Raw genomic sequence first — 25455 nt, 5'->3', positions numbered from 1 at the left:
ATTTTTTAACTAGCTAACTATGCTTTGGCGGTCTGCATGTCTGGTGCTTTGTCAGGCGCTTCAGCCACGTTCGAAGGCTCATAACTATCCGGCTTTTGATTGATCAAGACGTCAGCGTAATGTGCAACCTTCTTATTGATGGTTTCAAGATGGTGATTTAACTCATCGATTTCCTGAAGCGTCCGCTGCTGCTGGGCCAGCATGATCTGGTAACGCTCAGGCACGGTGTCACTGCCTGCAATGACCAAGTCCACGTAATGCTTGATGTTGACCAGCGGCATCCCTGTCTGGCGCAGGCACGTGATTAGGTGCACCCACTCTAGGTCCACATCATCGAACACGCGATTGTTGTTCTCGTCCCGCTTCACATATGGCAACAGGCCATGGTCATGGTAGAAACGCACCGTGTACGTGGTCAATCCCATCTTCTTGGCAACTTCCTGAACTGTGTATGTCATTGGTCTACCTCGTCTCCTGATTTTTCCCTATCATAACCCCTTACACCCACTGTAAGGCAAGCCCTAATTACAGTTACTTTAACCCGCGTGATGAAGGCATTACCGGGAGTCTGCGCACCATTGTCCAAAGGCGTACCAAAGCGGTTTTGCGTAAGGACACCCAAAAAAGCTGTCGTATCGGTCTCCAAAATTATTTTTAAAAAGGGCTTGCGCTTCGACCAACTGTAACCCTTATGCTGATGACATCAACAAAAAGGGGTACACAAACATGCAAAAGCAAAAACGCTTCGACTGGATCCTCCTGGTGATCCTGTTCAGCTACTTCATGATCTTATTAGATAACTCGATCATCTTCACGGGTACGGTCAAGATTGCCGAGGATCTTCACCTGAATGAAAACACGTTGTCGTGGGTCAGCAGTGCCTACTCGCTGACCTTCGGGGGGTTCCTGCTCGTCGGTGGGCGCGCTGGTGATCTGTTCGGCCGCCGCCGCGTTTTCCAGATTGGGCTCGTGATCTTCGGCCTTGGGTCCTTCCTCGTGGGTGCCGCCCAATCCGCTGGCGTCATCATCGCCGCACGCGCCTTTCAAGGCATTGGCAGCGCGATCCTCGCACCGACCACGCTGGCGATCTTGATGGATACCTACACCGGCGAAAACCGCGTGCGGGCCATTGGCTACTACGGCGCGATGGCCGGCATCGGTGCTTCGGTCAGCCTAGTAATCGGCGGCGTCTTCGCCAGCCTGTTGACCTGGCGGGTCGGCTTTTTCATTAACGTGCCGATCGCAGCTTGGATGTTCTATCTCTCCATTCGCCACCTGCACAAGGACACCGTTCAAGAAGGCCAGCTTGACTGGCTGGGCACTCTCACCTCGCTGTTTGGCATGATTGCCTTGGTCTACAGCATTGTCGGCACCGTCGGTCAGCTTTACGCGCTGATCGCCGCCGTGATCCTGCTCGGGATCTTCATCTTTCAAGAGGCCAAAACGAAGCACCCAATCATGCCGCTGCGGCTGTTTGCTGACCGCGAGCGCTTCGGCGCGTACCTCGGCCGTTTCCTTTACATGGGGGCCATGCTGGGCTTTTGGTTCATCACACCACAGCTGATGCAAAATCAACTGGGCTTCACACCGCTGATGGCGGGCATCGCCTTTTTCCCGCTGACCATCGTCAACTTTATCGTCGCCTTGCAAGTCGCCCGCTTGACGAAAAAACTGGGTAACGGCGGGCTGCTGATCCTCGGCATTCTGCTGACATTCGCAGGCATGTTCTGGATCAGTCGGTTCGCGCCGGCCACCGGCTACTGGCTCGGCATTGCCCTGCCGATGGTGGTCATCGGGGTCGGCCAAGGCTTATCGCTCAGCCCGTTCACAGCCTCGGGCGTGGCTAACACGCTTGGTGCAGACGCCGGTGCCGCCAGCGGGGTCGTCAACGTCATGCATCAAATTGGCGGCTCGATTGGGCTGTCGATTCTCGTCGCGGTCGAAGGCTTATCCAAAAATGCCGTCACTGGTTTTCAGCACGCCATCCTGACCGGCTCTGCGCTCCTATTCTTGGCGCTGATAGCCGCGATTTTCTTAATCATGCCAGGCGAGCGTCACCGCCAGGCTTAAGGTAGGTATACCCAATGAAAGTTGTCAGCCACGCCCTGCTGTATTACGCCCTCGTCGATCGAAATGGCAACTACCTCATCGACTGGCAGGCCGGTCAGGCAGCGGTGCGGAATTATCTCTATCACCATCTCGATGTCCGCCTGCTGATTTGCCGCGACTCGCCCACTGATCAGGACGACTGCAGCTTCATTGACACCGTTCCACCACAGCTGGCGCTTGATCAAGTCGGGTCGCTGGCGAATGCTCAAAGCAGTTCAGCCGGCCGATTGATCGAGATCCTCGATGCACTCTTTGGTCCAGTCCTCAATCGCGGCCGATATCATTATGGCGCCGCCCACGCCATGCGGCTCGCCTATCTCAGCCTGTACTTCGCCCAACTGGAAAAATTGCCCAGCCACGACACCGCGCTGCTGATACTGACCGCCTACCTTCACGACTTTGGCTGGGATCACGCCGGCTTTACTGGCAGCGATGGGCTGATTCGCTTTAACCGCTTCATCGGCGGCCGCGACATCATCGAGCCGGCGCGCCTGCATACCACGATCGCTGCAGTGATGGCCCATGCGGGGTGGCGATGGGCGCACAGTGACTCTGACCTGCTCATTCAGGTGCTGACCGCAGCCAGCAATCCTGACAAGGTCCGGCGTCTGCAAACCTGGACCAGCGACTTGCGGCAACTGGAGCAACTGCGTTTCGGCATTCCTGTTGATTTCACAACTCTTCATACGCAATCGACAATGCGCTTGCTTTATCTCTCGCAACAAGAACTAGAATTGATTCCAGACGAAACACTCACCTTCTAGGAGGAAAACTTATGACGAACATCTTAATTATTGGCGCGACTGGCTCGGTCGGCCAAGTCACCCGGCAGTACTTGTTGCAACATTCTGACGACCAGCTCACCTTGATGGCGCGCCACGCCGGCCGAGCATTGCCGACCTCGTGATGCGTTTAGCACACGACCCGCAACTCGGCAGTCGCGACAGTCTGGGTATTAATCGCAAATAGGAGGAATAACATGAAACTACTTATCTTAGCGGCGAATGGGCAAATCGCCCGCATCGTGGAACACCGTATTTTGACTGAACCGCAATTCAAAGACGTTGAGTTGACCCTGGGTCTGCGCCGCGCAGAGCGTCTGGCGAGGCTCGCGGATAACCCGCGCGTGAAGGTCGTCGAGACTGATCTTGAGGATTCAGCATCAGTGTCCGCTGCAGTAGCCGGCCAGGATCTGGTATTTGTCGCCGTCGTTGATCACGATGCCGATAATGCCATGACCAAAAACGTGATTGCCGCTATGCAGGCACACCACGTTGAACGCGTCGTATTCACCAATATCCTAGGCATCTACAACGAGGTGCCTGGCGAATTCGGCGAATGGAACTTGCGTCAGGTGCAAAGCGGCCTTGATGCCGCGATCAACTCCGATCGGCTGCTTGCCGCTTCTGGATTGACCTACACAACTTTGCGCTTGCCGTGGCTAAACGACCGCGACGGGGTGAAATATACCGTGACGACGAAGAGCCAACCTTATAACGGCGTCTCCGGTTCTCGCCAAAGTATTGCCGATGTCGTATTGAAAATCGTCGCAGACCCCAGTTACGCGGCCAATGACAGCATTGGCATCGCTGATCCTGACACCCAAGGTCGAACGCGGCCGGTCTACTGATCAACTAGCAAGGCGCCTGCAGAGGAGATTCCGCAGACGCCTTTTGCGTATCGTTAGTATTTTTGAAGCCCCATGACCACCCAGAAGATCGCCGCCAGCAGCGTCACGATCAGCATGGTCGGCGGGAAAACAAAGCTGAGCAGCAATGCCGCGCACTTCACCACCACGTCCCAGAACAGCAGCCGGTTACGCGGCGCATCCCCAAGCACCGACCGGTACAGTGCCAGGTTGGCCAGCGTCACGCCAATGATGATGACGCCGTAGAAAACTTGCGCCCCCACGCTCATGAAGTGGGCCGAGACGATCCGCGTCGCATAAGGCACCAGCGAGCTAAAAAACAGCAACACGATGGCCAGCCACGGCGCAGCCCACGTGATGGTTTTAACGCGGTGCCAGTTGTTGTGCATCCCGACCCACATCGTCCCAATCCAGAAGAAACTGATAAAATACGCAATGAACTGATCTCTCAGGGTCCAAAAGCCTCCCACCGTGACTTGCTCAGGCAGCTTCAGGTCCAACACTAGAATGGTCATCACGATCGCCAATACGGCGTCGATAAACGTTGTCAAACGCTCTTTGCTCATGGGGATTCCTCCGCTTTCGCACTGCTCTTCCCTTAGATAATAGCATCCCCGACTAGCCTCGGATAGCGGCTGTCGCTATGGCGCACCTTTGTTGATGACAACCAGCCGCTCAGTCTACTCAGTCCTCGCAAGAAAACAGGCGACCCCAAAGGACCGCCTGAGTGAAACTTGGTATTTTCATCAAACTTGTACTTTTAATACTTACCTTCGTTGCTGAACAAATAATAGATCAGCATGCCTGCACCAAGCAGCGCGCACACCCCACCGATGATAGGAACGACTTTGCCAAACTGAGTGACCGTCATGATGATGGCGCCGCCCACGAAGAGGAAGCCGCCAGCCTGCAAGTTTTTCATAATGAGCCCCTTTCAGGTTAGTACCCAAAGCTTATCATAATTGTTTATCAATCCGCACCAGGAAAATAGTTATTCCCGCGCACGGTTTTAAACGCACGGATGTTGAAACCAACTCGGCTAATAAATGGCTGATCCTAGTCGTACTTCTCGCGACTGCTTATCTGATATAATCAAGAAATCGTTTCAGAATAGGAGAAACCGCATGCGCAAAGTAATCAATGATCGTCTGGCCGCGCACCCCGTCGACACGTCCCTCCAGCTAATTGGTATGGGTCTTGCTGCTGTCGCCCTGGTAGCCGTTCTTATGCCTATCACCATCATGTCGATTGACCTGTGGCTGGCTTCGATTCGGCTTTATCCTAACGTGAACCTCGTCACAGCGCTGTTAATTAGCAGCGCCATCCACGTTGTTGTAATAGCACACAAAAGTGCTTCGCAACTAGTAATTGCACACACTTCTTGGCATTAGCCATTAAGAATTAGTGAATCAAAAAAATTAGGACCCTGCCTCTCGATCATCATGACCGGCTGCAGGGTCCTAACTAATTTGGCAAAAGCTCTAATCAACTGACTTCAACGCCTCAAGCATATCCACACTTTGAATCTTCCGGTTCATCATGAACATGACTATCAACGAGAAGACAATGGTCAACCCGACCGAGATCAAGATGTTGATCCAGGTCAGCCCTGGTGCCACCATCGCTGTGGCTGGTGGCAATAGATCCATGATGTAGGCGTGGAACAGATAGCCAACACCAATACCGACGACGATTCCAGCACCAGTCAAAATGTTGGTTTCACGGTAAATGTACATCAGCACTTCTCGCGGATAGAAGCCCAAGACTTTCAGGGTAGAAAGTTCCGGCATCCGCTCGGAGACGTTGATATTGGTCAGCGTGTAAAGCACGACCAGCGACAGCAATGAGGCACTGACCACCAGCACGAGGATCAGGTTGTTCAGATTGCCTAAAATGTTGGTGATGGTCTTCTTGGTTTCTCTGGACTGCACAGTCTCAACTGCCGCTTCGTGGTGGTTGAACTTTGACGCAAAGGCGTTCACTGACTTGCTTGTGTTGTGCTTCAAGGTGACGAGGTAGGCATTTGGCTTCGCCGCTTTGTCGTAGACCTTCTGGTAATATGTCTGGTTCATGTATACGTAGTGCCCGGCGTACATGGTTGTTATTGCGGCAATCTTGACCTTGTGTGCGGTGCCATCAGTATCTTTAAGACTGATCGTATCGCCGACGCTTGCCCCTTGCAGCTTCGCGAGCTTCTGTGACACCACTGCCCCATTATCGGTCAGCGAAAGCTTTTTGCCAGTTTTGTCATCACGCAATTTGATGTAATGATCCAGCTGCCCGCCAGACTTTGGCACCATCAGCGCAATGTTTTCTCGCGTATCAGAACCGCTTGCGGTCGCGTAAACATTGGCAAAATATGCCGCAGTGTCGCGCTTGACTTGGCTCGAATCTGTCACCGCCGCTTGCGCCTTACGCATTGCACTGGTACCGGCGTTGGGATTATACACGGTCACGAGATCATACTGACTAATATTGCCAAACTGCCGGTCAACAATGGTATTCAATGAATCGCGAATCCCAAAGCCGGTGATCATCAGCGCAGTGGCCCCGGCGACCCCGATGATCGTCATGAACATGCGGCCCTTATAACGGAACAGGTTGCGGGCGGTCACTTTGTAGGAAAAACTCATCTTCCGCCACAACGGCTTAATCCGCTCCAAAAGGATTCGCGAACCATTGGCCGGCGGCTTCGGCAGCATCAGTTCGGCCGGAATGATCTTCAAAGAAGACCGCGCCGCCAGCCATGATGCCAGCACTGTTGACGCTAAGGCTAACACCAGGCTTACGGCAACATAGCCGAAATGTGGTGCCAGCAGCAGCGTTGAAAAGTTGAAGTTAGCCGTGTAGGCGTTGAAGATGATACGCGGCAGGACGACCAACCCAAGGACACTGCCAAGCACTGTCCCCGTGACCGCCGTAGTCACGCTGTAAACCAAGAACTCACGCATCACTTCGCCGGTACTGTAGCCAAGGGCACGCATAGTCCCCATCTCGATACGCTTTTCTTCGACCATGCGCTGCATCGTCGTGAAGCTGACCAGAATCGCGATCAGGAAGAAGAACGCTGGGAAAGAGCGGCCCAAGACGTCGATCCGCTGGGCATCTTCACCGTAATTATTGTAGCCGTCGTTATAATCGTTCCGGCTTTCAACGGTCAAGGTCACGTCGTCAAGCTGCTTGCGTGTTGTCTTGGCCTCCGCCAGATCAGACTTCGCCGTTGCCAGTGCTGTCTGCTTAGACTTCAAGGCGGCTTTCTGTTGATCGAGTACTTGTTGTTTAGCTTCGACTTGGGCAACGGCCGTGGCATTGTTCGCCGCCTTGGCTGCGGCGAGCTGCGTTGACAGCTGCTGCTGCGCTGCAGTCAGCTGTGTGCTGGCAGTCTTAATTGCTGCTTCATTGGTCTGGATCTGACTTTCCCCAGAACTGATCTCGTCATTCAGCTCTGTGCGCAAGTCCGCCACACGCGTCTTGTTGCGTGCGTTCAGCTTCTTTTGCAGCTTGTCGGTCAGCGTCTTGGCGTGGTGCTCGTAGCTGGTTGAATAGGCCTGGCCCTTAGGATTAGTAAAGGCCAACCTGGCGACGTTCGGTTTACTGCTTGAAAACGCCGCCTTGACCACGTAACCAAAGCCGTACAGCGTCCCACTACCGAGACTAGTGGAGCCGAGGCTGTCCTTCTTCAGGAATTCGGTGGAAGTGGCAAAGCCGACGATCTTATAGGTCTGCTTCTTTAAACCGGTTGTGCTGCCAGTTTTGCCCGAAGTAAAAGTGACGTGCTGCCCAAGTTGATACTCGCCTGACAGCTTATCGCTTAAGACGATTTCATCAGCGGCTTTGGCTTTGCGGCCTTTCGTGATTGTGAGCTTCGACAGCGTCGCCGGGTTGCTCTGAATCCGCAGCGCATGCCGGCTGCCTTTGATCACAACATCGGTCGTATGCCCGAACTCTGCGGTCTTGATACCGGACAACTGACGCACCGTCTGCCGGTCATTAGCATCAAGGGCCACTGTCGACGTCACCTTGGCATCGGCAAGGTGCTCTGCAGTATAGGACTTCTGCGCGGTGCTGCGCATGTTCGGGCCGGTGACATTCAGCCCGATTAGCACGAACACGCCAAGCATTAACAGCGCGGAAACCGAAATGAACCGGGCGATGGAAAGCTTGAACTCACGCGCGATATTTTTATTTAGCATCTTCATCGCGTTCGCCTACCATTCAATCTCGGCCACAGGCGTCGGCTTATCGTTGCGCTCGTCTGCCTTGACCTGGCCGTCTGCGATCTCGATCACGTGATCCGCCATTGGCCGAATCATTGAATTATGCGTCACGATGATCACGTTCTTGCCGGATTCGCGGGCAAAATCTTGGAACAGCTGCAAAATCTTCTTGCCGGTCTTGTAATCCAAGGCCCCCGTCGGCTCGTCCGCCAGCAGCAAGTCGGGGTTCTTGGCCATCGCACGGGCAATGGCCACCCGCTGCTGCTCACCACCGGAAAGCTGCGCTGGGAAATTCTCGATACGATCTTTCAGACCCACCTGCGTTAATGCCTGAACCGCATCGACGGCTTCCGGCGCGATTTCTGAGGCCAGCTCGACATTCTCAACGGTGGTCAGGTTCTGAACCAAGTTGTAAAACTGAAACACGAATCCGACTTGCTTACGCCGATAGGTATTGAGCCCACGCTTATCTAGCTCCCCCAACTCCACACCATTAACGTTCACAGAACCAGAAGTCAGATGATCCATGCCACCAAGCACGTTAAGCAGGGTCGACTTGCCGGCCCCTGATGCGCCTAAGATGATCGTCAGCTCGCCAGGTGCGATTTCAAAGCTGATGTCCTTGTTTGCTGTCACCGCATGACTGCCGGTGCCGTACGTCTTGGTCTCATTCTTAACCGAAATAAAACTCGTCATTGCATGTCTCCTCCAATTGGTAAATAATGAACACTGTGTTTATCAAACTATGTGATTATTAAACCATCTCAGCCATAAATTTCTATGGTCAAAAGTTAAAAAAGTGTTCATCAAATCCCTGGAGGTCCCCATGACAACCCATCAAGAACGCAACGCCCAGACTGAGACAGCCATTATCGACGCCTTGGTCAAAGTGGGCCGCGAAAAACCACTCAGCCAAATCACCGTCACCGATCTCATCAAAGCGACCGGCATCAGCCGCGGCACCTTCTACCTGCACTACCTAGACAAGGATGACCTGATTGAACGGCTTAAAAGCCAATTCATGACCAAGCTAAAAGAAACGCTCGACCAGGAAATGGCAGATACCATGAACCTGCAGGAGCTGGCGACCGGTAAACCTTACCCGGTGATCGTCGATATCCTTTCTTTGGTCGCAAAAAATAGGCCCTTGCTTACTTTCCTGCTTGGGCCTAACGGTGATGCAGCATTTTATAGAACCGTCGTCAACGAACTGCAAACCGCCATCTTGCGCGAACTGCGCGTGGTTAAAGGGTCGGCCTCTTTCTGCCGAGAAATTCCGCCAGCCTATGCCATCAACCTGGTCACCAATACGATCGTGAGCACCATCATGGTCTGGCTGACTAATGACGATAATCTGACCAGCGACGAACTGGCTCATGTCATCATGCGCGAGCTCTATCTTTCGCCTTACCAAATATTGGAAATTGATTCGTAACGGAACCACCCACAACAGGAGGCACGCTATGAAAATCGTAATCGACACCGAAACCACCGGCACCAACAATCGCTTCGACGAAATCCTGCAGCTCTCCATCATCGACGACCTCACATGCTTAACCCCCCTCTGACCATACCCGCAAATAAAGACGCCGACTAGATATTGTCCCAATCTTACGGGGCACGCTAGTCGCGTCTTACTAATATGTGAGAGATTGGCTATGAAAATTCTTCAATCACTTCATCGCGAGGATGAGCCAGCAAGTAATCTCTTATTTGCTCACCCAATGCTTGGGCCATGGCGCCTGCCACCGCCAGTTGCTGCTTGCTGATCCGGTTCACATGCAAGCCGCCCACGATGAAGGCATTGTCTTGAAGGGCTGGCGCGATGACTTCAGCGATTCGCTCGGTCAGCACCCCTTCTTGATGATGGTGTCCTGGCCTGCTCGGTAGCGCAATGGTCTGCGTTGCCTGATGCGGGCTGACGATCGTCACCACGCCGTAGTGCGGGACGTCGCCGCCGGTGATCTCCAACAGGACGTCTTGGTTTTCACGCGACAGCTTAGCCTGCATCGTGTAACCTTCACGGGTCACGGCAAACGTCTTCTCAGCCATTGGACACCTCCCGGCGCGCGGCCTTCTTGGCAGCGGCTAGCCCCTGCCAGCGCTTGCTGTAATCATTTTTCAGGTGCAGATGATCCAGCAGTTTCATGGTGTTGTGGTCGATCAGGTCATCGATGGTCTTCGGTTGATTGTAAAACGCCGGAATCGGTGGAATGATTTCAACGCCCATTCGCGAAAGCTTCAACATGTTCTCCAGGTGGATCTGGTTAAACGGTGACTCGCGCGGCACCAGCAACAATGGCCGGCGCTCCTTGAGTGTCACATCGGCCGCCCGGGCAATCAGATTGTCCGCCAGGCCAGTGGCGATCGCCGCCACTGTCTTCATACTGGCCGGCACGATGACCATGCCGTCGTGCTGAAAACTACCGCTAGCAATGCTCGCGCCCAGGTCCCGGTCGTCGTACACCACATCGGCCAGCGCTTTGACTTCTTTTTCTGTGTAGCCAGTCGCCTCGACCGCCAGATTTTCCTTCGCCCAGGGACTCATGACAAGGTGCGTCTCCACATCCGGGTCCACCGCCAGCGCTTCAAGCAGGCGCAGGCCGTAGATGGTCCCGGAAGCGCCCGTGATCCCGACAACGATTTTCTTTTTCATTCAATTACCTCCCGAATGCGGTAGAACTACCGTGAATTACTTCAGGTAGTCTGCCCAGTTCTTCATTTCCTTGAAGCTGGCGCGCTTAAACTTGTCCTTCATCGTGTAAGGCACCGTGCCATCAAGCACCAGCTTGGATGACATGCCGCGCACGCGGATACGGGCTGGATCGTATTCCGGCAGTTCGGAGGGATCCAGTGGGTGGTTCCGCATGCCTTCGAGCACCATGATGTCCCGGTCGGCTTGGAAACGGGTATTGATGGTCCACATCACGTCGTTCCAATCGAAGATATCAACGTCTTCATCAACCAGGATGACGGTCTTGAGCTCTTTAAACGCGGAGAATGCCAGCAGTGCGGCCTGGCGTTGAATGCCTTCATCGGCTTCGTCGTCCTTATGAATCTGCATGATGGTCATGAGCTTGCCGCCGCCGGCTGGAGCGTTGTAGACGTTCTTGACCTTGCCAGGAATGGCGCGGTCAACCAAGCTGAGGATTGAGGCTTCGGTTGGGATCCCAGCCATCGAGACGTGTTCTTCCGACGGGCCAATGGTCGTCTGCACAATCGGGTGATCCTTGCGGTGCGTCACGGCCTTGATCTTGACGACGTTCACCGCCGGGTTGGCCGTGCCGTTATAGCCAGGAAATTCCGGCATCGCAAAACCAGTGTTGGTGTTGATGTCTTCCTGCATCTTGGTGTTTGGCAAGATTTCTGCTTCGATGACCCATTCCGCCCGCGCGATTGCCTTAGCATCGACGGCCACGCCTTTAACCACGTCAACGGGCTGCTGCCGCAGTGCGCCGGCGACCTGCAGTTCGTTGTAGCCAAGCGGCGTGGTCGGCGGCTCAAAAGTGGCACCAATCGTGATGGCGGGATCCAGGCCGATATTAATGGTGATTGGCATCGGCTTGTTTTGCGCTTCGTACTCCTTCAAAAAGGCCCCGATGTGGCGACCGCCTGGCATGATATACATGCCGATCGTGTCCTCGTCTTCTAAGACCATGCGGTGGATTGTGACGTCTTCTTGCTCACCATTTGGGCTGTGGCCATAAACGACCCCCATCGTGATGTAAGGGCCCGCGTCGACAGGCGTGTTGGTCGGCGCTGCCAGCAGCTTGCGGATGTCAAAACCGGCGTCCGTTGCAAGATGCACAACTTCCTGCGCTGGTGCCTCAGCCTTGGTCACTTCAACAGGCTTGACCGGGTGGCTCACGGCCTCGTTAAGCATTTGACCAAGTGTCTTGTAGTCGTGGTGAAGGATCAGGCCAACGCGCTTGCGGGAAGCTTGCAAACCGATCAGCACGCGAGAATCCGGGAAGCCCTTGACGTTGTTGAACATCATGGTTGGGCCTTCCTGAGTTGGGCGCTGCACGGTCCCACCAGCACCGATGTACCGGTAAACCCCGGCCAAATCAGCATCGGGGTCGATTCCTTTGTCCGTTTCATGGTATTGACCAGGAACGTCTTTGATTTCGTCTAGCACTTTACGCAGATCATATTTCTCTGACATATTCATACCTCCGTTTTGTATGACTTCAGTATGCGGGCATGCCGGGATACAAACAATTCGGAGTCTGGAAGTAGTTATGCCAAACCGGAATATGTTCAAGGAAGGTCCTAGTTCTGATGAATGTACTGCCAGAATGCATCGCTGGTCGCGCTGTGGTGCCCCACAGGCCGGATGAATGCCAATTGCGAATGCACGGTTGGATCAAGCTTCACCGTCTTCAGACTGGGAAAATCGGTCAGGTCAATCGCCTTTTCCATCATGATGGAAATTCCCAGGCCGCGGCTGACCATACCCAGGATCAAGTCGATACGCTGCCCTTTATAGGTAATGTGCGGCGTCGCGCCGGCGTCGGCAAACAGCCGCGCCACCGGCTGGAATAAGTGCGTGCTCTCCCCCAGCAGCAACAGGTCTTGGTCTTGTAAGTCGGCAACTGATAGCGTCTCGGCCTGAGCCGGCGGTGTCCCCTTCGGCACCACGACCACGAATTCATCCGTATCGCCAATGTACGCCTCTGTATTCGTGGCCGGGGCCTCGAAAAGCCGGGTAAACACGATATCGGCTTCACCATTCTTCAACGCATTATTCACCGCGTCACTTTCCATCTCAGCGATTTGCAGCTTCACCTCTGGGTGCAACTGATGAAACGCGGCAATCTGATTGAAGGCACGGTAGCTAGAAATCGACGGCACCGTGCGGATCCGCAGCAACCCGCCCTCACCTGTTTGCTCAGCCACGACCACGGCTTCTAGTTCATTGGTGGCCGCCAAAACCGCCTGCGCTTTGGGTAAGATGGCCTTACCGCTGGCGGTCAGGGCAACCTGGCGATGCGCGCGCGAAAATAGGGTCACGCCCAGGTCCTTTTCAAGTGACAAGATTTGCTTTGAGACGGTCGCTTGCGTCGTGAACAGCCGCGCCGCCGCCTCAGTGTAATTCAGCGTTGTCGCCACGGTGACGAACGTCTGTAATTTTTGCGTTTCCATGATCTGACCTCCTTGGGTAAGTATTCCAATTGGGCATATTTTACCACCGAACCAGAATTGGTGTGTCAAAATTCACATGCTAACCTTTGAGGCAGTTCGGCGGGTCCGCTCGCCAACTCGCGGCAGCGCTTCAGAAACGCTGCAATCAAAGGAGGAATCATTTTGCCAATTGGTGTGACAATCAACGCGCTCTCCGTCTTATTCGGTGGGGCGTTCGGGGCATTTGCCGGCAAGCACATGTCGGAGAACTTCAAGAACGGCTTGAACATGGTGTTCGGGGCCTGCTCGATGACGATGGGGATCTTCTCCATTGCCCCAATGAAAAATATGTCGGCCGTGATCTTCGCCGTCATTCTCGGCACCGGGCTGGGCCTGCTGATCCATCTGGGCGACTGGATCAATAAAGGGGCTAAGTGGATGCAATCGCTAATCATGAAGGTCGTTCCTCAAGGCAACCCTGACATGAGCCAGGCCGAGTTCGACGCCACGCTGGTCACCGTCATCGTGCTTTTCTGCGCCAGCGGTACCGGGATTTACGGTGCCCTGACCGAAGGTATGACCGGTGACACGTCGATCCTGATCTCCAAGTCGATACTCGACTTCTTCACCGCCGCCATTTTTGCGGCCAACCTGGGCTACGTCGTTTCGCTGATCGCCATTCCCCAGTTCATCATTTTCGCCTTGCTGTTCGCCTTCGCCGGCGTGATCTTCCCACTGACCACTCCAACAATGATTTTTGACTTCAAGGCGGTTGGCGGCGTGCTGATGCTGGCGACCGGCTTCCGCATGATCAAGGTCAAGATGTTCCCGACGGCGGATATGATCCCGGCGATGGTGCTGGCGCTCCCCCTCAGCTGGCTGTGGATCAACGTCATCGGCCCGATGTTGTAACACATCACGAACGTCACTTTCACAAGGCGTCACCGCATTTATTGACTGTTGATGCAATCACTGTCATCAGGTTCTTGTGAATAATACGATACTGACTCTTCTGAGCTACACTAAGGTTTAGGTTCTCAACTCAAACGTTATTGTGATCGTCTACCACTTTAGATGGAATAACCGTTGGTTCAGTCATTCCAGAAAAGGTGGTTTTTCTATGCAATCAGTTTCACTAAAAACTAAACTTGGTATCTTTGCGGCTGGTCTCCTGTCATTCATTGGCATTCTCGTTGAAACATCGATGAATGTGACCTTCCCCACGCTGATGCGGACCATGCACATCAGCCTCGCCACCGTCCAGTGGCTGACGACGGCCTACCTGCTTCTCGTCACCATCGTCATGAGTAGCACCGCCTATGCCCTCAAACGCTTCAGTTCGCGCCGCCTATTCTTCTTTGCTGCAGTCATGAGTTTAGCTGGCACTGTCGCAGCAATGCTGGCACCAAACTTCTTACTACTACTCATGGGCAGAATGCTCCAGGCCGTGGCGACCGGGATCGCCACTCCGCTCATGTTTCAGCTCGTCTTTACTCGCATCCCGTTCAAGCAGATCGGCAAATGGACCGGCTTTGCCAGCATCATCGTCTCGCTGGCACCAGCACTCGGCCCCACATACGGCGGGATCATTACGAGTCTATGGTCCTGGCGCGCTATCTTTGTTGGCGTCTTTCCTCTGCTCATCATTGCCACTTTGCTCGGTGCGTATAGTTTGCACGCCCCAGCGCTTGGCACAGATGGCGCGCATTTCGACTGGGGTGGCCTGACGCTTTTGGCATTCACCTTCACTAGTTTGGTGATTGCCTTCAGTACCGTTGGTGAATATGGCTGGGCAAGTAAAACATTTGGGGTGGGTTTGCTGATCAGTGCTGCCTTAATGGTTAGTATGACAGCCTATGCACGGCACGGTAGTCGTCATCTATTCGACTATCGCATCTTGAAAAACGGTGTGCTCCGCCAGCGCCTGCTGCAATACTTCGGCCTGCAACTCATCAATATCGGCCTTTCTTTTGTTCTGCCCCTCTTTGCGCAAAACGTCCTGCATGCCACGCCGATGGGTGCTGGGCTGATGCTGCTGCCGGGGGCGCTGATAGGCGCAGCGGTCGCACCGCTGGCTGGCAAAGTTTACGATCGCCATGGTGCCAATCGTCTCCTCATTTTGAGTGCCACGCTTGCTTCGATCGCGATGTTACTATTTGCCGGGCTGACCCATCACTTCAATATTGTCATGATTGCCGCACTTTATATTGTCTTTCGGATCGGCTTCAACAGCGGCTTTGGCACCGCAGTGTCAGACGCCAGCCTGCAAGTCGCGACTCGGCAAAAATCGGATCAGAATGCAATGTTTAGCATGATGCAACAATTCGCCGGATCGTTTGGGACGAGTCTGATGTCTGCCGTGATCGCCGCAAAGGCCCTTCACATGCACACTGTCTCGGCGACCATTACCGGCAGCCAGACGGATTTCTGGCTCCTGTTCGGCTTTGCAATTGTCATCCTGATCACCGGCCTCTTGGTCGCAAAAAGAAATAAAACTAGGCGCCACTCTGGTCAACGTAAAATGAATCGGTCAGATGATTAGTCGCTACAACAGCGGCATAAAAACAAGAAGCCCCGCCCCGCGATCTTAAGGACAGATCGCAGGTCGGAGCTTCTTATATCTCGTGTCATCGGCTTTCCTGAAGTGCTGGTGCCAGTGTATCGGCAGCCGCAAGTACTGCCTGCTCAGCGGTGTATTGCGGCCGCCAGCCCAAGATCGTCTTGGCTTTTTGGTTAGAAACGTTGTGAGAAATGGTGCGCATCAAGTTACCTTCACGGGCGGTCCGATTGAAATGAGCCGCAACGCTCAAAAACCAATCTGGCATCGTCTTGGTGGGCAGTTGCGCTGCCAGAGCTGGGCGCTCGCGCCGGATCAACGCCGCCATTTGCGGCATTGACAACACTTGATCAGCCACTGCCAAGAAGCGTTGACCGGCCGCATCAGGCACCTGCATCGCCAAGATATGCATGGCAGCCACATCACGGGCATCGACGACACTGACCATAATATCCGGGATCTGTCTCAATGACCCATCTAACAGATTCCTGACGATGCCAAAACTGCCAGATACGTGGGGCCCCAACGCGGTCCCAAGCATGGCTCCGGCGTTGATGGTGGTGAACTCAAGCTTACTGCCCGAACCCTTTAGATAGGCCCAGGCACGCTGTTCAGCAATCAGTTTCGACCGCTCATACAAAGACAGTCCTGGTTGCTTCGGGTCGGTCCAATCCCGCTCGGTGGTCTGACGATCCTGATCTAGATTGGAAAACCCAACCGCGCCAAAATTGCTCGTCATCACAACACGCCGTACACCGGCATGCTCTGCGGCCTTCAAGATGCGAAGCGTCCCTTGCACCGCAACTTCGGCAGTCGCAGAGCTTGTATTTTCGCCGTTGACGAAGACAGGTGCGGCAACGGAAAAAACAGTATCGACACCGGCCATGGCGGTCTGCCAGCCAATATCCTGAGTCAGATCAGCTTTGACAAAGGTCAGCCGCTCGAGATTTCTGACCCCGGCGTCTTTCAGCGGTGCCGTAACTTGTTCCCGCTTGCTTAAACTCCTCAAGGTTGCCCGAACTGGCAAATTCTGGGCGAGCAGTTGCGCGATGAGATGTAAGGCAAGAAACCCGTTCCCGCCGGTGACTAATACTGGACTGGTCATAAACATTTCCTTCTTCTGTTGTTTTTAGTGACTATCTAAGCTATGGTCGAAGCATAAACCCTAGAGCACGCTCTAGGGCAAGCGAAAGTAGGAAAAATAATGACCTATACAATCAAAGAAGCCGCTAAGAAAACCGGCCTGAGCATCTACACCCTTCGTTTCTATGATAAATCCGGCCTGTTACCTTTCGTTGCCCGCAACGCGTCGGGCTACCGCGAATTTACCGATGGTGACCTGCAGCTGCTGCACACAATCTGCTGTCTAAAGAATACCGATATGAAAATTGCGGATATCCGGACCTACATTACCTACGTCATGCAAGGCCCCGACACAGTTAAGCAGCGTCAAGCGCTCCTGGCCAAGCACCGCGAAAAAGTCGTCGCCAAGCAGGCGCAACTGGCACAAAATCTGCAGGAGATCGACTATAAATTGGACATGTATCGCGCACCGGACGCGGTCGCTCGGGTGAAAGATGAGCTGCGCCTGGCAAAAGCGGACAAGCTGCTAGCCGGTCTGGCCGACCCGTTCCAGGCGACCCATTAGATTCACCGACCGCTAGTTGTCCAGCAACTCAATTCAAACAACAGTCGACTCAGTTTAGTCGCCCTTTATTGCTTGTAGAACCAAAACTAGAAAAAAAGCAGACATCTCGCCTGCCTGGACAAAGCGACACGTTCGCTTGTTAACAAGAATGGCCACGAAAAGGGTCGTTAAACTCGCTGAAATTAATCAGCCTTTTGGTTATAGTACTTCTCAGTCGCTTCTTTGAAAGCAGCCTGCCAGGCAGCCGTGGCCTTATGGGCAATCGCGGTCTTAGGCGCCACAATGTCGACGCCGTGAAACCAGCCATCGTAAACGTCGCAGTGCGCGGCAACGCCGGCATCCTGCAAATGCTTAATGTAGGTCAACGTTTCTTGGTAAAACGGCTCGATCGTACCGACAAACGTGTAGGTCGGTGGCAGATTGCGATAGTCCGTGGCTCTCGCCGGGGCAGCGTACGGCGAAACGTGATCGGTGCGATAAGCCGCCCCCAGGTACAGCCGCCAAGCGTTGGCGTTGCTCTTCGTATTCCAAATCGGCGCATCGTTTTCCGCAGAAGACGCGGTTGGCCGATCATCCAGCATCGGGTAAAGCGGCATCTGAAAGGCAATGGGGATCTCGCCCTGGTCACGGGCATACAGCGTGAGGGCAGCGGTCAAGCCGCCACCGGCACTTTCGCCAGTGACAAACAACTGCTCAGGATTGATGCCGAGCGCCGCATGATGATCATTCATCCACCTCAACGCTAAATAAGCATCGTCAAGCGCCGCCGGGTACGGGGCTTCCGTAGACAGGTGATAATCGGGCATGACAACGACGGCATTGCTCACGGCTTGCACGTGCCGGGCATACGACAGGTCAATTTCCGGTATCTCCATCGCGTAGCCGCCGCCGTGAAGCCACAACACGCCAGTCGCCAGCGGTTTGGGCTGCAGCGGCCGGACAACGAGAATCCGTAGGCGAGTGCCATCTGGGCGCTGCGCCCAGTGCTCAGTCACGTTCATGTCCTTGGGAAAATGTCCTTGGGCGAAGTGTCTCATGAACCAGTTCCCGCGGCGGAAAAATTTCGCACTCATCGCCGGCACCAACTTGCGGACCGCTACCCCTAATTTCCGCACATCCGGGTGAATCTGATTGTTGTTAATGTGTGCCAAAACTCTCACCTCTGCTCACGATACTTTTCTATACTAGCACTGACTAATACTGTGGCGGTGACCAAGAAACTACATGTGCAGATCAGCCGCGCCGAAACGTAAAAAACACGTCAGCCGTCTCGCACCCAACATTCGTGCGAAACCTCAGACGTGTTTTTTGATGGCCGCAGCTCAGTCGTGCTGCGGAAAAAGGCTATTTCGCGTTTTCGTCATAATCAGCCATCATCTCATCGATGACTTCCTTGACTGGCTGAATGCTGTGCACCATTGAGATGCCAGTACCCACGGACACATAGCCGCGCTCCAGGTCACCATCCAGCATGCCAATGCGCATGCCGCTAGTGCCGCCCATGAGCTTGGCGTTAGCCTGCTGTGCCTCTTTGCCCGGCAGGGTCTGGTCATTTTTCGTCAGCTGGTCAACCAGCTTCGTTGGCAGCGACCGGTAGTAGTCCGGAAGCGTCCGGAACAGCGTCAGGTCCTCGGCATTCGAATCCACGATCAGCTGCTTGACGTTTTCGGCAGCGGGATTTTCCGTCGTCGGAATCAGCCGCGAGCCCACGTAGACGCCTTCTGCTCCCAGAGCGAAGGCGGCGTTGACGGTGCGGGCATCGGCGATCGCGCCGGCCAGCAGCACCGGAATTTTTACGGCGTCGGCGATCATCGGCATGATGGCAAACGAGCCGATCTCGCCGCCGGGCATGGTGCCGCCTTCGTCAAAGCCAGTCGCCACGTACACGTCCGCGCCCTGCTTTTCAACGGCCTGGGCGTCCTCGATCGACGGCTGCAGAGAGCGCACGATGGTTTTAATGCCGTGCTCCTTGAGCGTCTTCATGGTGGCCGGGTCGACGCCGTAAGTGTCGCTGGACACGCCGCCGAGCGAGTTCAGCAGCACGGCCGGCACGTGTTCTTCGATGACGACGTCCAGAATTTTCTTCGTGAAAATCGACGTGTCACCAGCGGCAACAATCAGCGTGACCGCAAACGGCTTATCCGTCAGCGCCTGGGTCTGCTTGACCTGCTCGCGCATGCGCTCGGCGGTTTCGTCGGCGCTGGGCGTCACCGTGTGTGCGCCAGCGTTAGGGCCAAGAATCCCCATGCCCCCGGCATTGCTGACGGCGGCGACAAACTTGGCATCCGTCAGCCACGACATGGCGCCCTGAACAAAGGGGTACTTGATCCCAAGAATTGATGCGACTCGATTCATGTTTTATCCTCACCTTTCGTTATCTACGGTCACTATACTAAGCGCCCGGCCGCGCTTCAATTGGCAAAACCGCGCGCTTTGTGCGTTAAGTGTCATTTAACTGGTATACTGTCCGTTAAGAGGGAAAATCATGAATAAAAACGATCTGCGTTACCGCAAGACGGAAACCAATTTAAAGCAGGCCTACCTTTCGCTGCTGGCCGAGCACGACTGCCACACCATTACCGTCAGCCAGCTTTGCACCCTGGCCCAGTGTGCGCGGAACACTTTTTACCAGCATTACCCCGACCTCGAGACGCTGCAGGACCGCATCATCGGCGAGGTCCTGGACGAGATCTCCGGGGCCTTCCACACCGCGGAGACAGACCTGGCGCAGATTGACGCCCACCGGACGCGCCAGTATGTTGAAGGCATCGTCGCCGGTGTCACCAATCAGCAGGAGACGCTCCAACGTCTATTTTCAAAAGACGACGGGACTTTCCAGAAGCAGCTTGAAGGTGTGATTTACGCACAGGTGATGGCGGGCGATCGCCAGTTATCCAAGGCGGCCGACACGCCAGTCAACCGTCTCAACGCCGCGTATCTGGCCGCCGCCGTCGCCGGCTTTATCGCCAGCTGGCTGCGTGACCCACAGGTGACGACAGCCATGGCCGAAGAAGCCCTGCTGGCGATCCATCAGCCGACCATCAAGACCAGCAGTGCCTATCTGGCGACTGCACCGCGCTGAAAAAAGTTGCACCCGCACCACAATAGGCCTATGCTATAACCAATCGCGCACGACTAATAAGGAGCAATTATTATGCCGACCCATGTCGATCTAGCAAACCAATTATGTTTCAGCGTTTACAACGTCAACCGGCTCTTCAACAAGTTTTACCAAGAGGCGCTCAAGACTTTTGACCTAACCTACCCGCAGTACCTGTTGCTGACCGTGCTGTGGAATCACGACCACCGCGAGCTGCGAGAGCTGGGCGAGGCCCTGCACCTCAGCTCCAACACGCTGACGCCGCTGATCAAGCGGCTGGCGGCCCACGGCTGGGTCACGCGCGAGCACCCGGCAGCCGACAAGCGCCGACTGATCGTCAGTCTGACTGACCACGCCAAGGCCGCAGAAGTGCCGATCCAACAGGCGCTGGCCGACTGCCTGGGGCGCTACTCGCTCACCCCGGCCGACTACGAGCAGGCGCTGGCGTTGAACCAAAAACTGGAGGCCGGCCTCAGCGAATGAGGCGGTTTTCGTTAGCCACAATCAGTCGTGCACGATTATAAATAGTGGAGGTAATACGCTTATGGATTATGATGTGATAATGATTGGTGCCGGGCATGCGACCTGGCACGGTGCGGTCACACTAAAGCAGCTCGGCAAGCGCGTGGCGATCGTGGAAAAAGACATGGTCGGCGGCACTTGTACCAACTACGGGTGTGACGCCAAAATCGCGCTTGACGGTCCCTTCCAGCTAAAGGAACAGCTGGCGCGCTTTAAAGGCGCCGGCATTGACGACGTGCCGGCCATCAACTGGCCTGACCTGATGGCTTACAAGCACCAGGTCATTGATCCCTTTTCCCCAGCCATGACCGCCATGTTCACCAAAATGGGCATTGACATGATCACCGGCAGCGCGGAGCTAACTGGCGAACACGAGGTGACCGTGGCGGGTAAAACCTACACCAGCGAGTACATCGTGATTGGTACCGGCCAGCGCCCGGCCGCGCTGAGCATCCCCGGCGCCAAATTCATTCACGACAGCCGTGAGTTCCTCGACCTGCCGGATATGCCTGAACGCCTGGTCTTCATCGGCGCCGGCATTATCGCGATGGAATTTGCCTCCATGGCCGCCAGCATGGGCAAGAACGTGCACATCGTCGAGTTCACGGACAAGGCCCTGGCGCCGTTCAACCACACCTATGTCGCACGCCTCCAGCAAAAACTCGAAGCACAGGGCGTGCAGTTCTACTTTGGCGAGGCTGTTTCAGCCGTCACTAAGACAGGCGATACCTTCAGGGTGACAACGAAAAACGGCCTGACCATCGCCACCGACTACATTCTCGGTGCCACCGGCCGCGTCGCGAACGTCGAAGGTCTCGGCCTGGAAAAGCTTGGCATCGAAGCCTCCCGCCGCGGTATCAAGGTCAACGACCATTTGCAAACCAGCGTCGCCAACATTTTTGCCAGCGGTGATGTCATCGACCGGCCGCAAGCCAAGCTGACGCCAGTTGCAATTTTTGAATCCAACTACATTGCGGGCCAAATCGCAGGCCAGACCAGCCCAATCGACTACCCGGCGATCCCCAGCGTCGTCTTCACGATGCCGCGGCTGTCGCAGGTCGGCGTCAGCGCTGCAACTGCCGCCGCAAATCCTAACGACTACCACTCCCAAGTCCTGAAGTTCGGCCAGCAGGCAACCTTCGAGCTCAAACGTGCGCTGGACGCCGAGGCCACCCTGGTCTTCGACAAAGCCGGCTACCTGGTTGGCGCCAGTGTCTACGCGGATGACGGTGAGGAGCTCATCAACCTGCTCACCTTGATCATCAACGGCCGCTACACCGCCGGCATGTTGCAAAAGCAGATCTTCGCGTTCCCAAGCGCGTCGTCTGCCATACTTGATACGCTAACTGCGCTACTGCCGCGTTAAACCGATTTAACTACGAGAAAGCCGACCGTCTGGGTCTTATCCCATTTGGTCGGCTTTTTCGCGTCTAAAATTCGATGACCACTTTGCCCTTGGTTTTCCCATGATCCACCAGCTGCAGCGCCTCGTTGATCTGATCAAGCGTGAAGACATGGTCATCGATGGTCGGCACAATATTGTTGTCTTCGACGATCTCGGTGACCTTCTTCAGCTGGGCACCATCGCTGCGCACGAAGAGGAACCGGTACTGGCCATCGCGGCTGCGAGCGAGCTTGTCCCACCGCCGGCCCGCAATACCAAACAGAAAAGTTTTCCAGAACGGTAAATGCCGCGAGGTGGCAAAATAACGATTCGGCCCAGCCACCAGACTCAGGATGCGGCCACCCTGTTTCAGAACGGACACTTCGCGCTCAATTTCCTGAGCGCCGCGCGTATCGATGATGTAATCGACCGGCGCCAGCACCTCCCAATAGTTCTCCTTACGGTAATCGAGGTACTGGTCTGCGCCCAGCTGCGTGATCCGAGCCTTGGCTTCGGCGTTGCCCGAAACGATCACTTTTAGCCCCATCTGCTTAGCGATGGGCACCGCCATCTGGCCAAAGCTGCCAGAGCCACCTGGGATGAACAGGGTCCGACCCGGCTGAGCGGCTAGTTCCTCGGTCAGCCCCTGATACGCCGTCAGGCCCGTCAACGGCACCGCCACGGCCTGCTTGAGCGACAGGTTTTTAGGCACGTACCAAAGCGCGTCCTCAGCGACCGCAACATACTCAGCAAAGCCGCCAATTTTGCCAAGCGGCAACCGGGCATAGACCTGGTCGCCCACCTTAAAGGCTGTCGCTTCGGCGCCGCGGGCCACCACCTCACCGGCAATCTCGTTACCCAACGTCAGCGGCATCGGGTAATTTTGGATCAGCTTCACGCTGCCGGTAATATTCATCAAATCCACGGGATTGACCGCGGCGTACTGCACCCGGATCAACACCTCGTGCGGCGCCGGGGTGGGTTTGGCCACGTCATTGACCTGAACGGCCAGCGACTTTGAATACTTAGTAATTTGTACTGCTTTCATATGCAGACTTCCTTTCGTTGGGCTCAATCACGGTTGACGAACAAGCGGCCAAGTCGTTCAAAAGGTTCATTGGGCAGGCGCAGCGACGCTTCAGTGGCCTGCGTGATCGGTGATTTTGAAGCGCCCCACTTTCGGCAAGGCTTTCTACCGCCCCGAATCTGTCTCAAGACTAATCGACGCGCACCGCTATGGCAACATCAAAGCTAGCAAAAAGGACGAACAAAATTGCTCGTCCTTTTGTTTCCCGTGAAACATCGTCGAGCTGATTCTTCAAGGAAAACTCGCCTCAAGTCGCTTAGTTAGCTTCCTGCTCGCGCGTATAGTGCTCAATGATCTGCCGCAATGCCCCGGCGGCACGCGCATTGCCGGTCAACTTCGTGTAATAGGCCGTGAAGCGCGGATCATCGGTGTACATAGCGGCCAGCGCCCGGTGCATCTGTTCCGTCAGGTTCGGCGTAGTCGCCAGCAGCCAGGTGCGATGCGCGGCGTATGCCTGTTTCGCTGCAGCGCTGGGCAATACTGGCGCGGTGAGATACCGCAGCAGCGCCACCTTGAGCTGCTCCTCGGCCTCGGTCATCGCCTGATACTGCGCCGCAGTCAGGCCGGCATAGTGGGCATCCGCAGCAGCCTTGACCGCCTTGCCGTACCGCGCCTCAACCTCCTGCCCGTAAGCCGCATCGTTTTCCTGGAGACGCTGCCGCTTCAGTGCCTCAAATTTTTCTGGGTCTGACATTTCGGACCCTCCCTTCTGATTGGCGAGGGTGACATCAAGTGCCTGCAGCTGGCGGTCGACTCGCCGCCGCTCAGCCAGCAGCCTTTTGCGCTGATCGGCCAGCATGGCCGCCTGCTTGGCCGGCGGCTGAGTCAGCAGCGCCTGAATCTCCGCCAGCGCAAAGCCCAGCGCGCGGTAAGTCAGGATCAGCTGCAGCCGGTCGACTTCCGCCTGGCCGTACTGCCGGTAGCCATTTGCGGCCAGCGGCGGGGTCAGCAGACCAATGCGGTCGTAATAGCGCAGCGTGCGGGCCGTCACCCCGCTGAGCGCCGCCAACTCACTAGTCGTGTATGCCATGATGTCACCTCCAAAAATCAGGATAAGGGCTGACGCCGCGTCAGGGTCAAGCATGAAAGCCGAAACCTGATTGGATTAAAGCTTGACTATCGACTCGCGCACCAGCATTTCCGTCTCGCGTCGTAAGCTGTCCGGCTCACCATTGATTTGCGCGATGCGCACCACCTGCTTGGCGACTCGAATCTGATGATCGACTTTAAGCTCGTATCCATTCCGGTCTAGAAACATGACAGCTGACTGCAACGCAGTTCTTTTATTAGCATCGTTGAAAACATGCTTTTTCGTCACTTTGATTAAGTAAAAAGTCGCTAACTGTTCAATCTCTGGGTACAAAACTTGACCGAAAACTTCTTGCCTTGCAGATTTGACGATGTAATCCAGTGCTTCGGCATCCCGAATACTCGGCGTCGTACCGAAGCGTTGCTGAATGCGGACGTTGATGGCAATGATGCTTGCTGCGGAAAGATATTTCACTACTTATCCTCCAAATACTGCATGGCCGCCATGTACTTATCAATCATCTGATCGATGGCTTGAACATCCTCAATCGTCGTCGTTTTCTTCTTTGGGCTGGCCACAATTTCACCATCCTGTAATTTGACTGTCAGTGTCTCCCCCTTTTTCAGATTCAGCTGGGCCACGACATCCGCCGGAATTGTGAAGTATAAGCTGTTATTCATCTGGCCAATAATGCGTTCCTCAGGCTTCATTTCGTTCATAGACTATCACCTCTATACGAAGTATAGACCATTGACTTGGGATCAACAATCCATCTATATCCGACGTCATACCAGGCATGCCATGAAAAGGCAGTCACTTCAACGGCACCTTCAGCAAGTCCGTGATTGATTTGGCACGTCTATCGACAGAAAAACGATACTGAGGCAACCAACCGTCACAAAAAATATGCAAAAAGCCTGTCGCGCGATTTGACAGACCTTTAACGAGTATACCTGGATTATTCATAGAATTTCAAAAAAGCAGCGCAATCCCACGATTCACACGGGACTGCGCTGCTTTGGTGTTTCA

The 25455-nt window shown here is 54.9% G+C and carries 27 protein-coding genes and 1 pseudogene; 12 read left to right on the top strand and 16 right to left on the bottom strand.

Going from position 1 to position 25455, the window contains the following annotated elements; translation table 11 throughout:
• Positions 1-17 precede the first annotated feature (17 nt).
• The gene (locus EKM86_RS03370) at positions 18-458 is read right to left on the bottom strand and encodes a MerR family transcriptional regulator (RefSeq protein WP_125755104.1); all 441 of its coding nucleotides are present in this window, start codon (positions 456-458) and stop codon (positions 18-20) included.
• A 268-nt stretch (positions 459-726) separates the two neighbouring features.
• Here EKM86_RS03370 and EKM86_RS03365 point away from each other — a divergent pair, with 268 nt between their 5' ends.
• The 4 genes and pseudogenes from EKM86_RS03365 (at position 727) to EKM86_RS03350 (ending at position 3739) form a co-directional block, all read left to right on the top strand.
• Positions 727-2070: an MFS transporter gene (locus EKM86_RS03365; protein WP_125755103.1), complete on the top strand. Its 1344-nt coding sequence runs from the start codon at positions 727-729 to the stop codon at positions 2068-2070.
• 14 nt (positions 2071-2084) lie between these two features.
• Positions 2085-2873, top strand: coding sequence for an HD-GYP domain-containing protein (locus EKM86_RS03360; RefSeq protein WP_125755102.1), 789 nt, complete (start codon positions 2085-2087; stop codon positions 2871-2873).
• 11 nt (positions 2874-2884) lie between these two features.
• A pseudogene (locus tag EKM86_RS03355) lies at positions 2885-2998 on the top strand (saccharopine dehydrogenase NADP-binding domain-containing protein); the annotation flags it as partial.
• 90 nt (positions 2999-3088) lie between these two features.
• Positions 3089-3739, top strand: a complete 651-nt coding sequence (locus EKM86_RS03350; RefSeq protein ID WP_125755101.1) for an NAD(P)H-binding protein — start codon at positions 3089-3091, stop codon at positions 3737-3739.
• Positions 3740-3792: 53 nt separating this feature from the next.
• On the opposite strand, the gene EKM86_RS03345 is transcribed toward EKM86_RS03350, so the two are convergent.
• Both EKM86_RS03345 and EKM86_RS12325 read right to left on the bottom strand, forming a co-directional pair.
• Positions 3793-4323, bottom strand: a complete 531-nt coding sequence (locus EKM86_RS03345; RefSeq protein WP_125755100.1) for a TMEM175 family protein — start codon at positions 4321-4323, stop codon at positions 3793-3795.
• A gap of 194 nt (positions 4324-4517) precedes the next feature.
• Entirely contained in the window at positions 4518-4679 is a 162-nt protein-coding gene (locus EKM86_RS12325) for a hypothetical protein (protein ID WP_164506147.1), read from the bottom strand.
• Positions 4680-4881: 202 nt separating this feature from the next.
• Between EKM86_RS12325 and EKM86_RS03340 the strand changes: the two genes are divergently transcribed.
• Positions 4882-5148, top strand: a complete 267-nt coding sequence (locus EKM86_RS03340) for a hypothetical protein (RefSeq protein WP_125755099.1) — start codon at positions 4882-4884, stop codon at positions 5146-5148.
• Between the two features lie 90 nt (positions 5149-5238).
• Here EKM86_RS03340 and EKM86_RS03335 read toward each other — a convergent pair whose 3' ends face one another.
• Together EKM86_RS03335 and EKM86_RS03330 are read right to left on the bottom strand one after the other, a co-directional pair.
• A complete protein-coding gene (locus tag EKM86_RS03335) occupies positions 5239-7956 on the bottom strand; it encodes an FtsX-like permease family protein (protein ID WP_125755098.1) in 2718 nt (905 codons plus the stop codon).
• A 9-nt stretch (positions 7957-7965) separates the two neighbouring features.
• Entirely contained in the window at positions 7966-8670 is a 705-nt protein-coding gene (locus tag EKM86_RS03330; protein ID WP_125755097.1) for an ABC transporter ATP-binding protein, read from the bottom strand.
• Between the two features lie 130 nt (positions 8671-8800).
• Here EKM86_RS03330 and EKM86_RS03325 point away from each other — a divergent pair, with 130 nt between their 5' ends.
• Positions 8801-9409 carry a TetR/AcrR family transcriptional regulator gene (locus tag EKM86_RS03325; protein WP_125755096.1) on the top strand — a complete coding sequence of 203 codons (609 nt, stop codon included), beginning with the start codon at positions 8801-8803 and terminating at the stop codon, positions 9407-9409.
• A 221-nt stretch (positions 9410-9630) separates the two neighbouring features.
• Here the strand turns inward: EKM86_RS03325 and lpdD are convergent, their stop codons facing one another.
• From lpdD to EKM86_RS03305, 4 genes are all read right to left on the bottom strand, one after another.
• The gene (lpdD, locus tag EKM86_RS03320; protein ID WP_125755095.1) at positions 9631-10026 is read right to left on the bottom strand and encodes a prenylated flavin chaperone LpdD; all 396 of its coding nucleotides are present in this window, start codon (positions 10024-10026) and stop codon (positions 9631-9633) included.
• The gene (locus EKM86_RS03315) at positions 10019-10630 is read right to left on the bottom strand and encodes a UbiX family flavin prenyltransferase (protein ID WP_125755094.1); all 612 of its coding nucleotides are present in this window, start codon (positions 10628-10630) and stop codon (positions 10019-10021) included. Before EKM86_RS03315 ends, lpdD begins: the two co-directional genes overlap by 8 nt.
• Before the next feature lie 36 nt (positions 10631-10666).
• On the bottom strand, positions 10667-12139 hold the full coding sequence (locus EKM86_RS03310; RefSeq protein ID WP_125755093.1) for a UbiD family decarboxylase: 1473 nt from the start codon (positions 12137-12139) through the stop codon (positions 10667-10669).
• A gap of 107 nt (positions 12140-12246) precedes the next feature.
• Complete coding sequence (locus tag EKM86_RS03305) at positions 12247-13119, bottom strand: LysR family transcriptional regulator (RefSeq protein WP_125755092.1); 873 nt, start codon at positions 13117-13119, stop codon at positions 12247-12249.
• Between the two features lie 162 nt (positions 13120-13281).
• Here EKM86_RS03305 and EKM86_RS03300 point away from each other — a divergent pair, with 162 nt between their 5' ends.
• Both EKM86_RS03300 and EKM86_RS03295 read left to right on the top strand, forming a co-directional pair.
• Positions 13282-14010 carry a DUF554 domain-containing protein gene (locus EKM86_RS03300; protein ID WP_125755091.1) on the top strand — a complete coding sequence of 243 codons (729 nt, stop codon included), beginning with the start codon at positions 13282-13284 and terminating at the stop codon, positions 14008-14010.
• A 142-nt stretch (positions 14011-14152) separates the two neighbouring features.
• Entirely contained in the window at positions 14153-15640 is a 1488-nt protein-coding gene (locus tag EKM86_RS03295) for an MFS transporter (protein WP_225419344.1), read from the top strand.
• Positions 15641-15725: 85 nt separating this feature from the next.
• On the opposite strand, the gene EKM86_RS03290 is transcribed toward EKM86_RS03295, so the two are convergent.
• The gene (locus EKM86_RS03290) at positions 15726-16760 is read right to left on the bottom strand and encodes an NAD-dependent epimerase/dehydratase family protein (RefSeq protein ID WP_125755090.1); all 1035 of its coding nucleotides are present in this window, start codon (positions 16758-16760) and stop codon (positions 15726-15728) included.
• A 99-nt stretch (positions 16761-16859) separates the two neighbouring features.
• Here EKM86_RS03290 and EKM86_RS03285 point away from each other — a divergent pair, with 99 nt between their 5' ends.
• Positions 16860-17303, top strand: a complete 444-nt coding sequence (locus tag EKM86_RS03285) for a MerR family transcriptional regulator (RefSeq protein ID WP_125755089.1) — start codon at positions 16860-16862, stop codon at positions 17301-17303.
• Between the two features lie 182 nt (positions 17304-17485).
• On the opposite strand, the gene EKM86_RS03280 is transcribed toward EKM86_RS03285, so the two are convergent.
• Together EKM86_RS03280 and EKM86_RS03275 are read right to left on the bottom strand one after the other, a co-directional pair.
• Complete coding sequence (locus tag EKM86_RS03280; protein WP_225419343.1) at positions 17486-18454, bottom strand: alpha/beta hydrolase; 969 nt, start codon at positions 18452-18454, stop codon at positions 17486-17488.
• A 193-nt stretch (positions 18455-18647) separates the two neighbouring features.
• Positions 18648-19658, bottom strand: coding sequence for an NAD(P)H-dependent flavin oxidoreductase (locus EKM86_RS03275; protein ID WP_125755088.1), 1011 nt, complete (start codon positions 19656-19658; stop codon positions 18648-18650).
• 130 nt (positions 19659-19788) lie between these two features.
• Between EKM86_RS03275 and EKM86_RS03270 the strand changes: the two genes are divergently transcribed.
• From EKM86_RS03270 to EKM86_RS03260, 3 genes are all read left to right on the top strand, one after another.
• Complete coding sequence (locus EKM86_RS03270; RefSeq protein WP_125755087.1) at positions 19789-20385, top strand: TetR/AcrR family transcriptional regulator; 597 nt, start codon at positions 19789-19791, stop codon at positions 20383-20385.
• 72 nt (positions 20386-20457) lie between these two features.
• Positions 20458-20886, top strand: coding sequence for a MarR family winged helix-turn-helix transcriptional regulator (locus EKM86_RS03265; RefSeq protein WP_125755086.1), 429 nt, complete (start codon positions 20458-20460; stop codon positions 20884-20886).
• A 61-nt stretch (positions 20887-20947) separates the two neighbouring features.
• A complete protein-coding gene (locus tag EKM86_RS03260) occupies positions 20948-22291 on the top strand; it encodes a dihydrolipoyl dehydrogenase family protein (protein ID WP_125755085.1) in 1344 nt (447 codons plus the stop codon).
• 64 nt (positions 22292-22355) lie between these two features.
• Here the strand turns inward: EKM86_RS03260 and EKM86_RS03255 are convergent, their stop codons facing one another.
• The 4 genes from EKM86_RS03255 to EKM86_RS03240 form a co-directional block, all read right to left on the bottom strand.
• A complete protein-coding gene (locus EKM86_RS03255) occupies positions 22356-23357 on the bottom strand; it encodes an NADP-dependent oxidoreductase (protein ID WP_125755084.1) in 1002 nt (333 codons plus the stop codon).
• Positions 23358-23652: 295 nt separating this feature from the next.
• On the bottom strand, positions 23653-24426 hold the full coding sequence (locus EKM86_RS03250; protein ID WP_164506146.1) for a MerR family transcriptional regulator: 774 nt from the start codon (positions 24424-24426) through the stop codon (positions 23653-23655).
• Between the two features lie 75 nt (positions 24427-24501).
• Positions 24502-24900, bottom strand: a complete 399-nt coding sequence (locus tag EKM86_RS03245; RefSeq protein ID WP_125755082.1) for a type II toxin-antitoxin system death-on-curing family toxin — start codon at positions 24898-24900, stop codon at positions 24502-24504.
• On the bottom strand, positions 24900-25145 hold the full coding sequence (locus tag EKM86_RS03240) for an AbrB/MazE/SpoVT family DNA-binding domain-containing protein (RefSeq protein ID WP_125755081.1): 246 nt from the start codon (positions 25143-25145) through the stop codon (positions 24900-24902). The genes EKM86_RS03245 and EKM86_RS03240 overlap by 1 nt, the downstream gene beginning before the upstream one ends.
• Positions 25146-25455 lie beyond the last annotated feature (310 nt).

This window comes from Lacticaseibacillus hegangensis (assembly GCF_003946465.1).
Classification (GTDB): domain Bacteria; phylum Bacillota; class Bacilli; order Lactobacillales; family Lactobacillaceae; genus Lacticaseibacillus; species Lacticaseibacillus hegangensis.
The sequence above is the reverse complement of the archived record's forward strand: the minus strand, read 5'-3'. Positions and strand labels throughout refer to the sequence as shown.

What these genes read in the sequence shown, in the direction of transcription:
- EKM86_RS03370 (WP_125755104.1), bottom strand. Translation starts at nt 458, where the DNA reads ATGACATACACAGTTCAGGAAGTTGCCAAGAAGATGGGATTGACCACG.
- EKM86_RS03365 (WP_125755103.1), top strand. Translation starts at nt 727, where the DNA reads ATGCAAAAGCAAAAACGCTTCGACTGGATCCTCCTGGTGATCCTGTTC.
- EKM86_RS03360 (WP_125755102.1), top strand. Translation starts at nt 2,085, where the DNA reads ATGAAAGTTGTCAGCCACGCCCTGCTGTATTACGCCCTCGTCGATCGA.
- EKM86_RS03350 (WP_125755101.1), top strand. Translation starts at nt 3,089, where the DNA reads ATGAAACTACTTATCTTAGCGGCGAATGGGCAAATCGCCCGCATCGTG.
- EKM86_RS03345 (WP_125755100.1), bottom strand. Translation starts at nt 4,323, where the DNA reads ATGAGCAAAGAGCGTTTGACAACGTTTATCGACGCCGTATTGGCGATC.
- EKM86_RS12325 (WP_164506147.1), bottom strand. Translation starts at nt 4,679, where the DNA reads ATGAAAAACTTGCAGGCTGGCGGCTTCCTCTTCGTGGGCGGCGCCATC.
- EKM86_RS03340 (WP_125755099.1), top strand. Translation starts at nt 4,882, where the DNA reads ATGCGCAAAGTAATCAATGATCGTCTGGCCGCGCACCCCGTCGACACG.
- EKM86_RS03335 (WP_125755098.1), bottom strand. Translation starts at nt 7,956, where the DNA reads ATGAAGATGCTAAATAAAAATATCGCGCGTGAGTTCAAGCTTTCCATC.
- EKM86_RS03330 (WP_125755097.1), bottom strand. Translation starts at nt 8,670, where the DNA reads ATGACGAGTTTTATTTCGGTTAAGAATGAGACCAAGACGTACGGCACC.
- EKM86_RS03325 (WP_125755096.1), top strand. Translation starts at nt 8,801, where the DNA reads ATGACAACCCATCAAGAACGCAACGCCCAGACTGAGACAGCCATTATC.
- lpdD (WP_125755095.1), bottom strand. Translation starts at nt 10,026, where the DNA reads ATGGCTGAGAAGACGTTTGCCGTGACCCGTGAAGGTTACACGATGCAG.
- EKM86_RS03315 (WP_125755094.1), bottom strand. Translation starts at nt 10,630, where the DNA reads ATGAAAAAGAAAATCGTTGTCGGGATCACGGGCGCTTCCGGGACCATC.
- EKM86_RS03310 (WP_125755093.1), bottom strand. Translation starts at nt 12,139, where the DNA reads ATGTCAGAGAAATATGATCTGCGTAAAGTGCTAGACGAAATCAAAGAC.
- EKM86_RS03305 (WP_125755092.1), bottom strand. Translation starts at nt 13,119, where the DNA reads ATGGAAACGCAAAAATTACAGACGTTCGTCACCGTGGCGACAACGCTG.
- EKM86_RS03290 (WP_125755090.1), bottom strand. Translation starts at nt 16,760, where the DNA reads ATGACCAGTCCAGTATTAGTCACCGGCGGGAACGGGTTTCTTGCCTTA.
- EKM86_RS03285 (WP_125755089.1), top strand. Translation starts at nt 16,860, where the DNA reads ATGACCTATACAATCAAAGAAGCCGCTAAGAAAACCGGCCTGAGCATC.
- EKM86_RS03275 (WP_125755088.1), bottom strand. Translation starts at nt 19,658, where the DNA reads ATGAATCGAGTCGCATCAATTCTTGGGATCAAGTACCCCTTTGTTCAG.
- EKM86_RS03270 (WP_125755087.1), top strand. Translation starts at nt 19,789, where the DNA reads ATGAATAAAAACGATCTGCGTTACCGCAAGACGGAAACCAATTTAAAG.
- EKM86_RS03265 (WP_125755086.1), top strand. Translation starts at nt 20,458, where the DNA reads ATGCCGACCCATGTCGATCTAGCAAACCAATTATGTTTCAGCGTTTAC.
- EKM86_RS03260 (WP_125755085.1), top strand. Translation starts at nt 20,948, where the DNA reads ATGGATTATGATGTGATAATGATTGGTGCCGGGCATGCGACCTGGCAC.
- EKM86_RS03255 (WP_125755084.1), bottom strand. Translation starts at nt 23,357, where the DNA reads ATGAAAGCAGTACAAATTACTAAGTATTCAAAGTCGCTGGCCGTTCAG.
- EKM86_RS03250 (WP_164506146.1), bottom strand. Translation starts at nt 24,426, where the DNA reads ATGGCATACACGACTAGTGAGTTGGCGGCGCTCAGCGGGGTGACGGCC.
- EKM86_RS03240 (WP_125755081.1), bottom strand. Translation starts at nt 25,145, where the DNA reads ATGAACGAAATGAAGCCTGAGGAACGCATTATTGGCCAGATGAATAAC.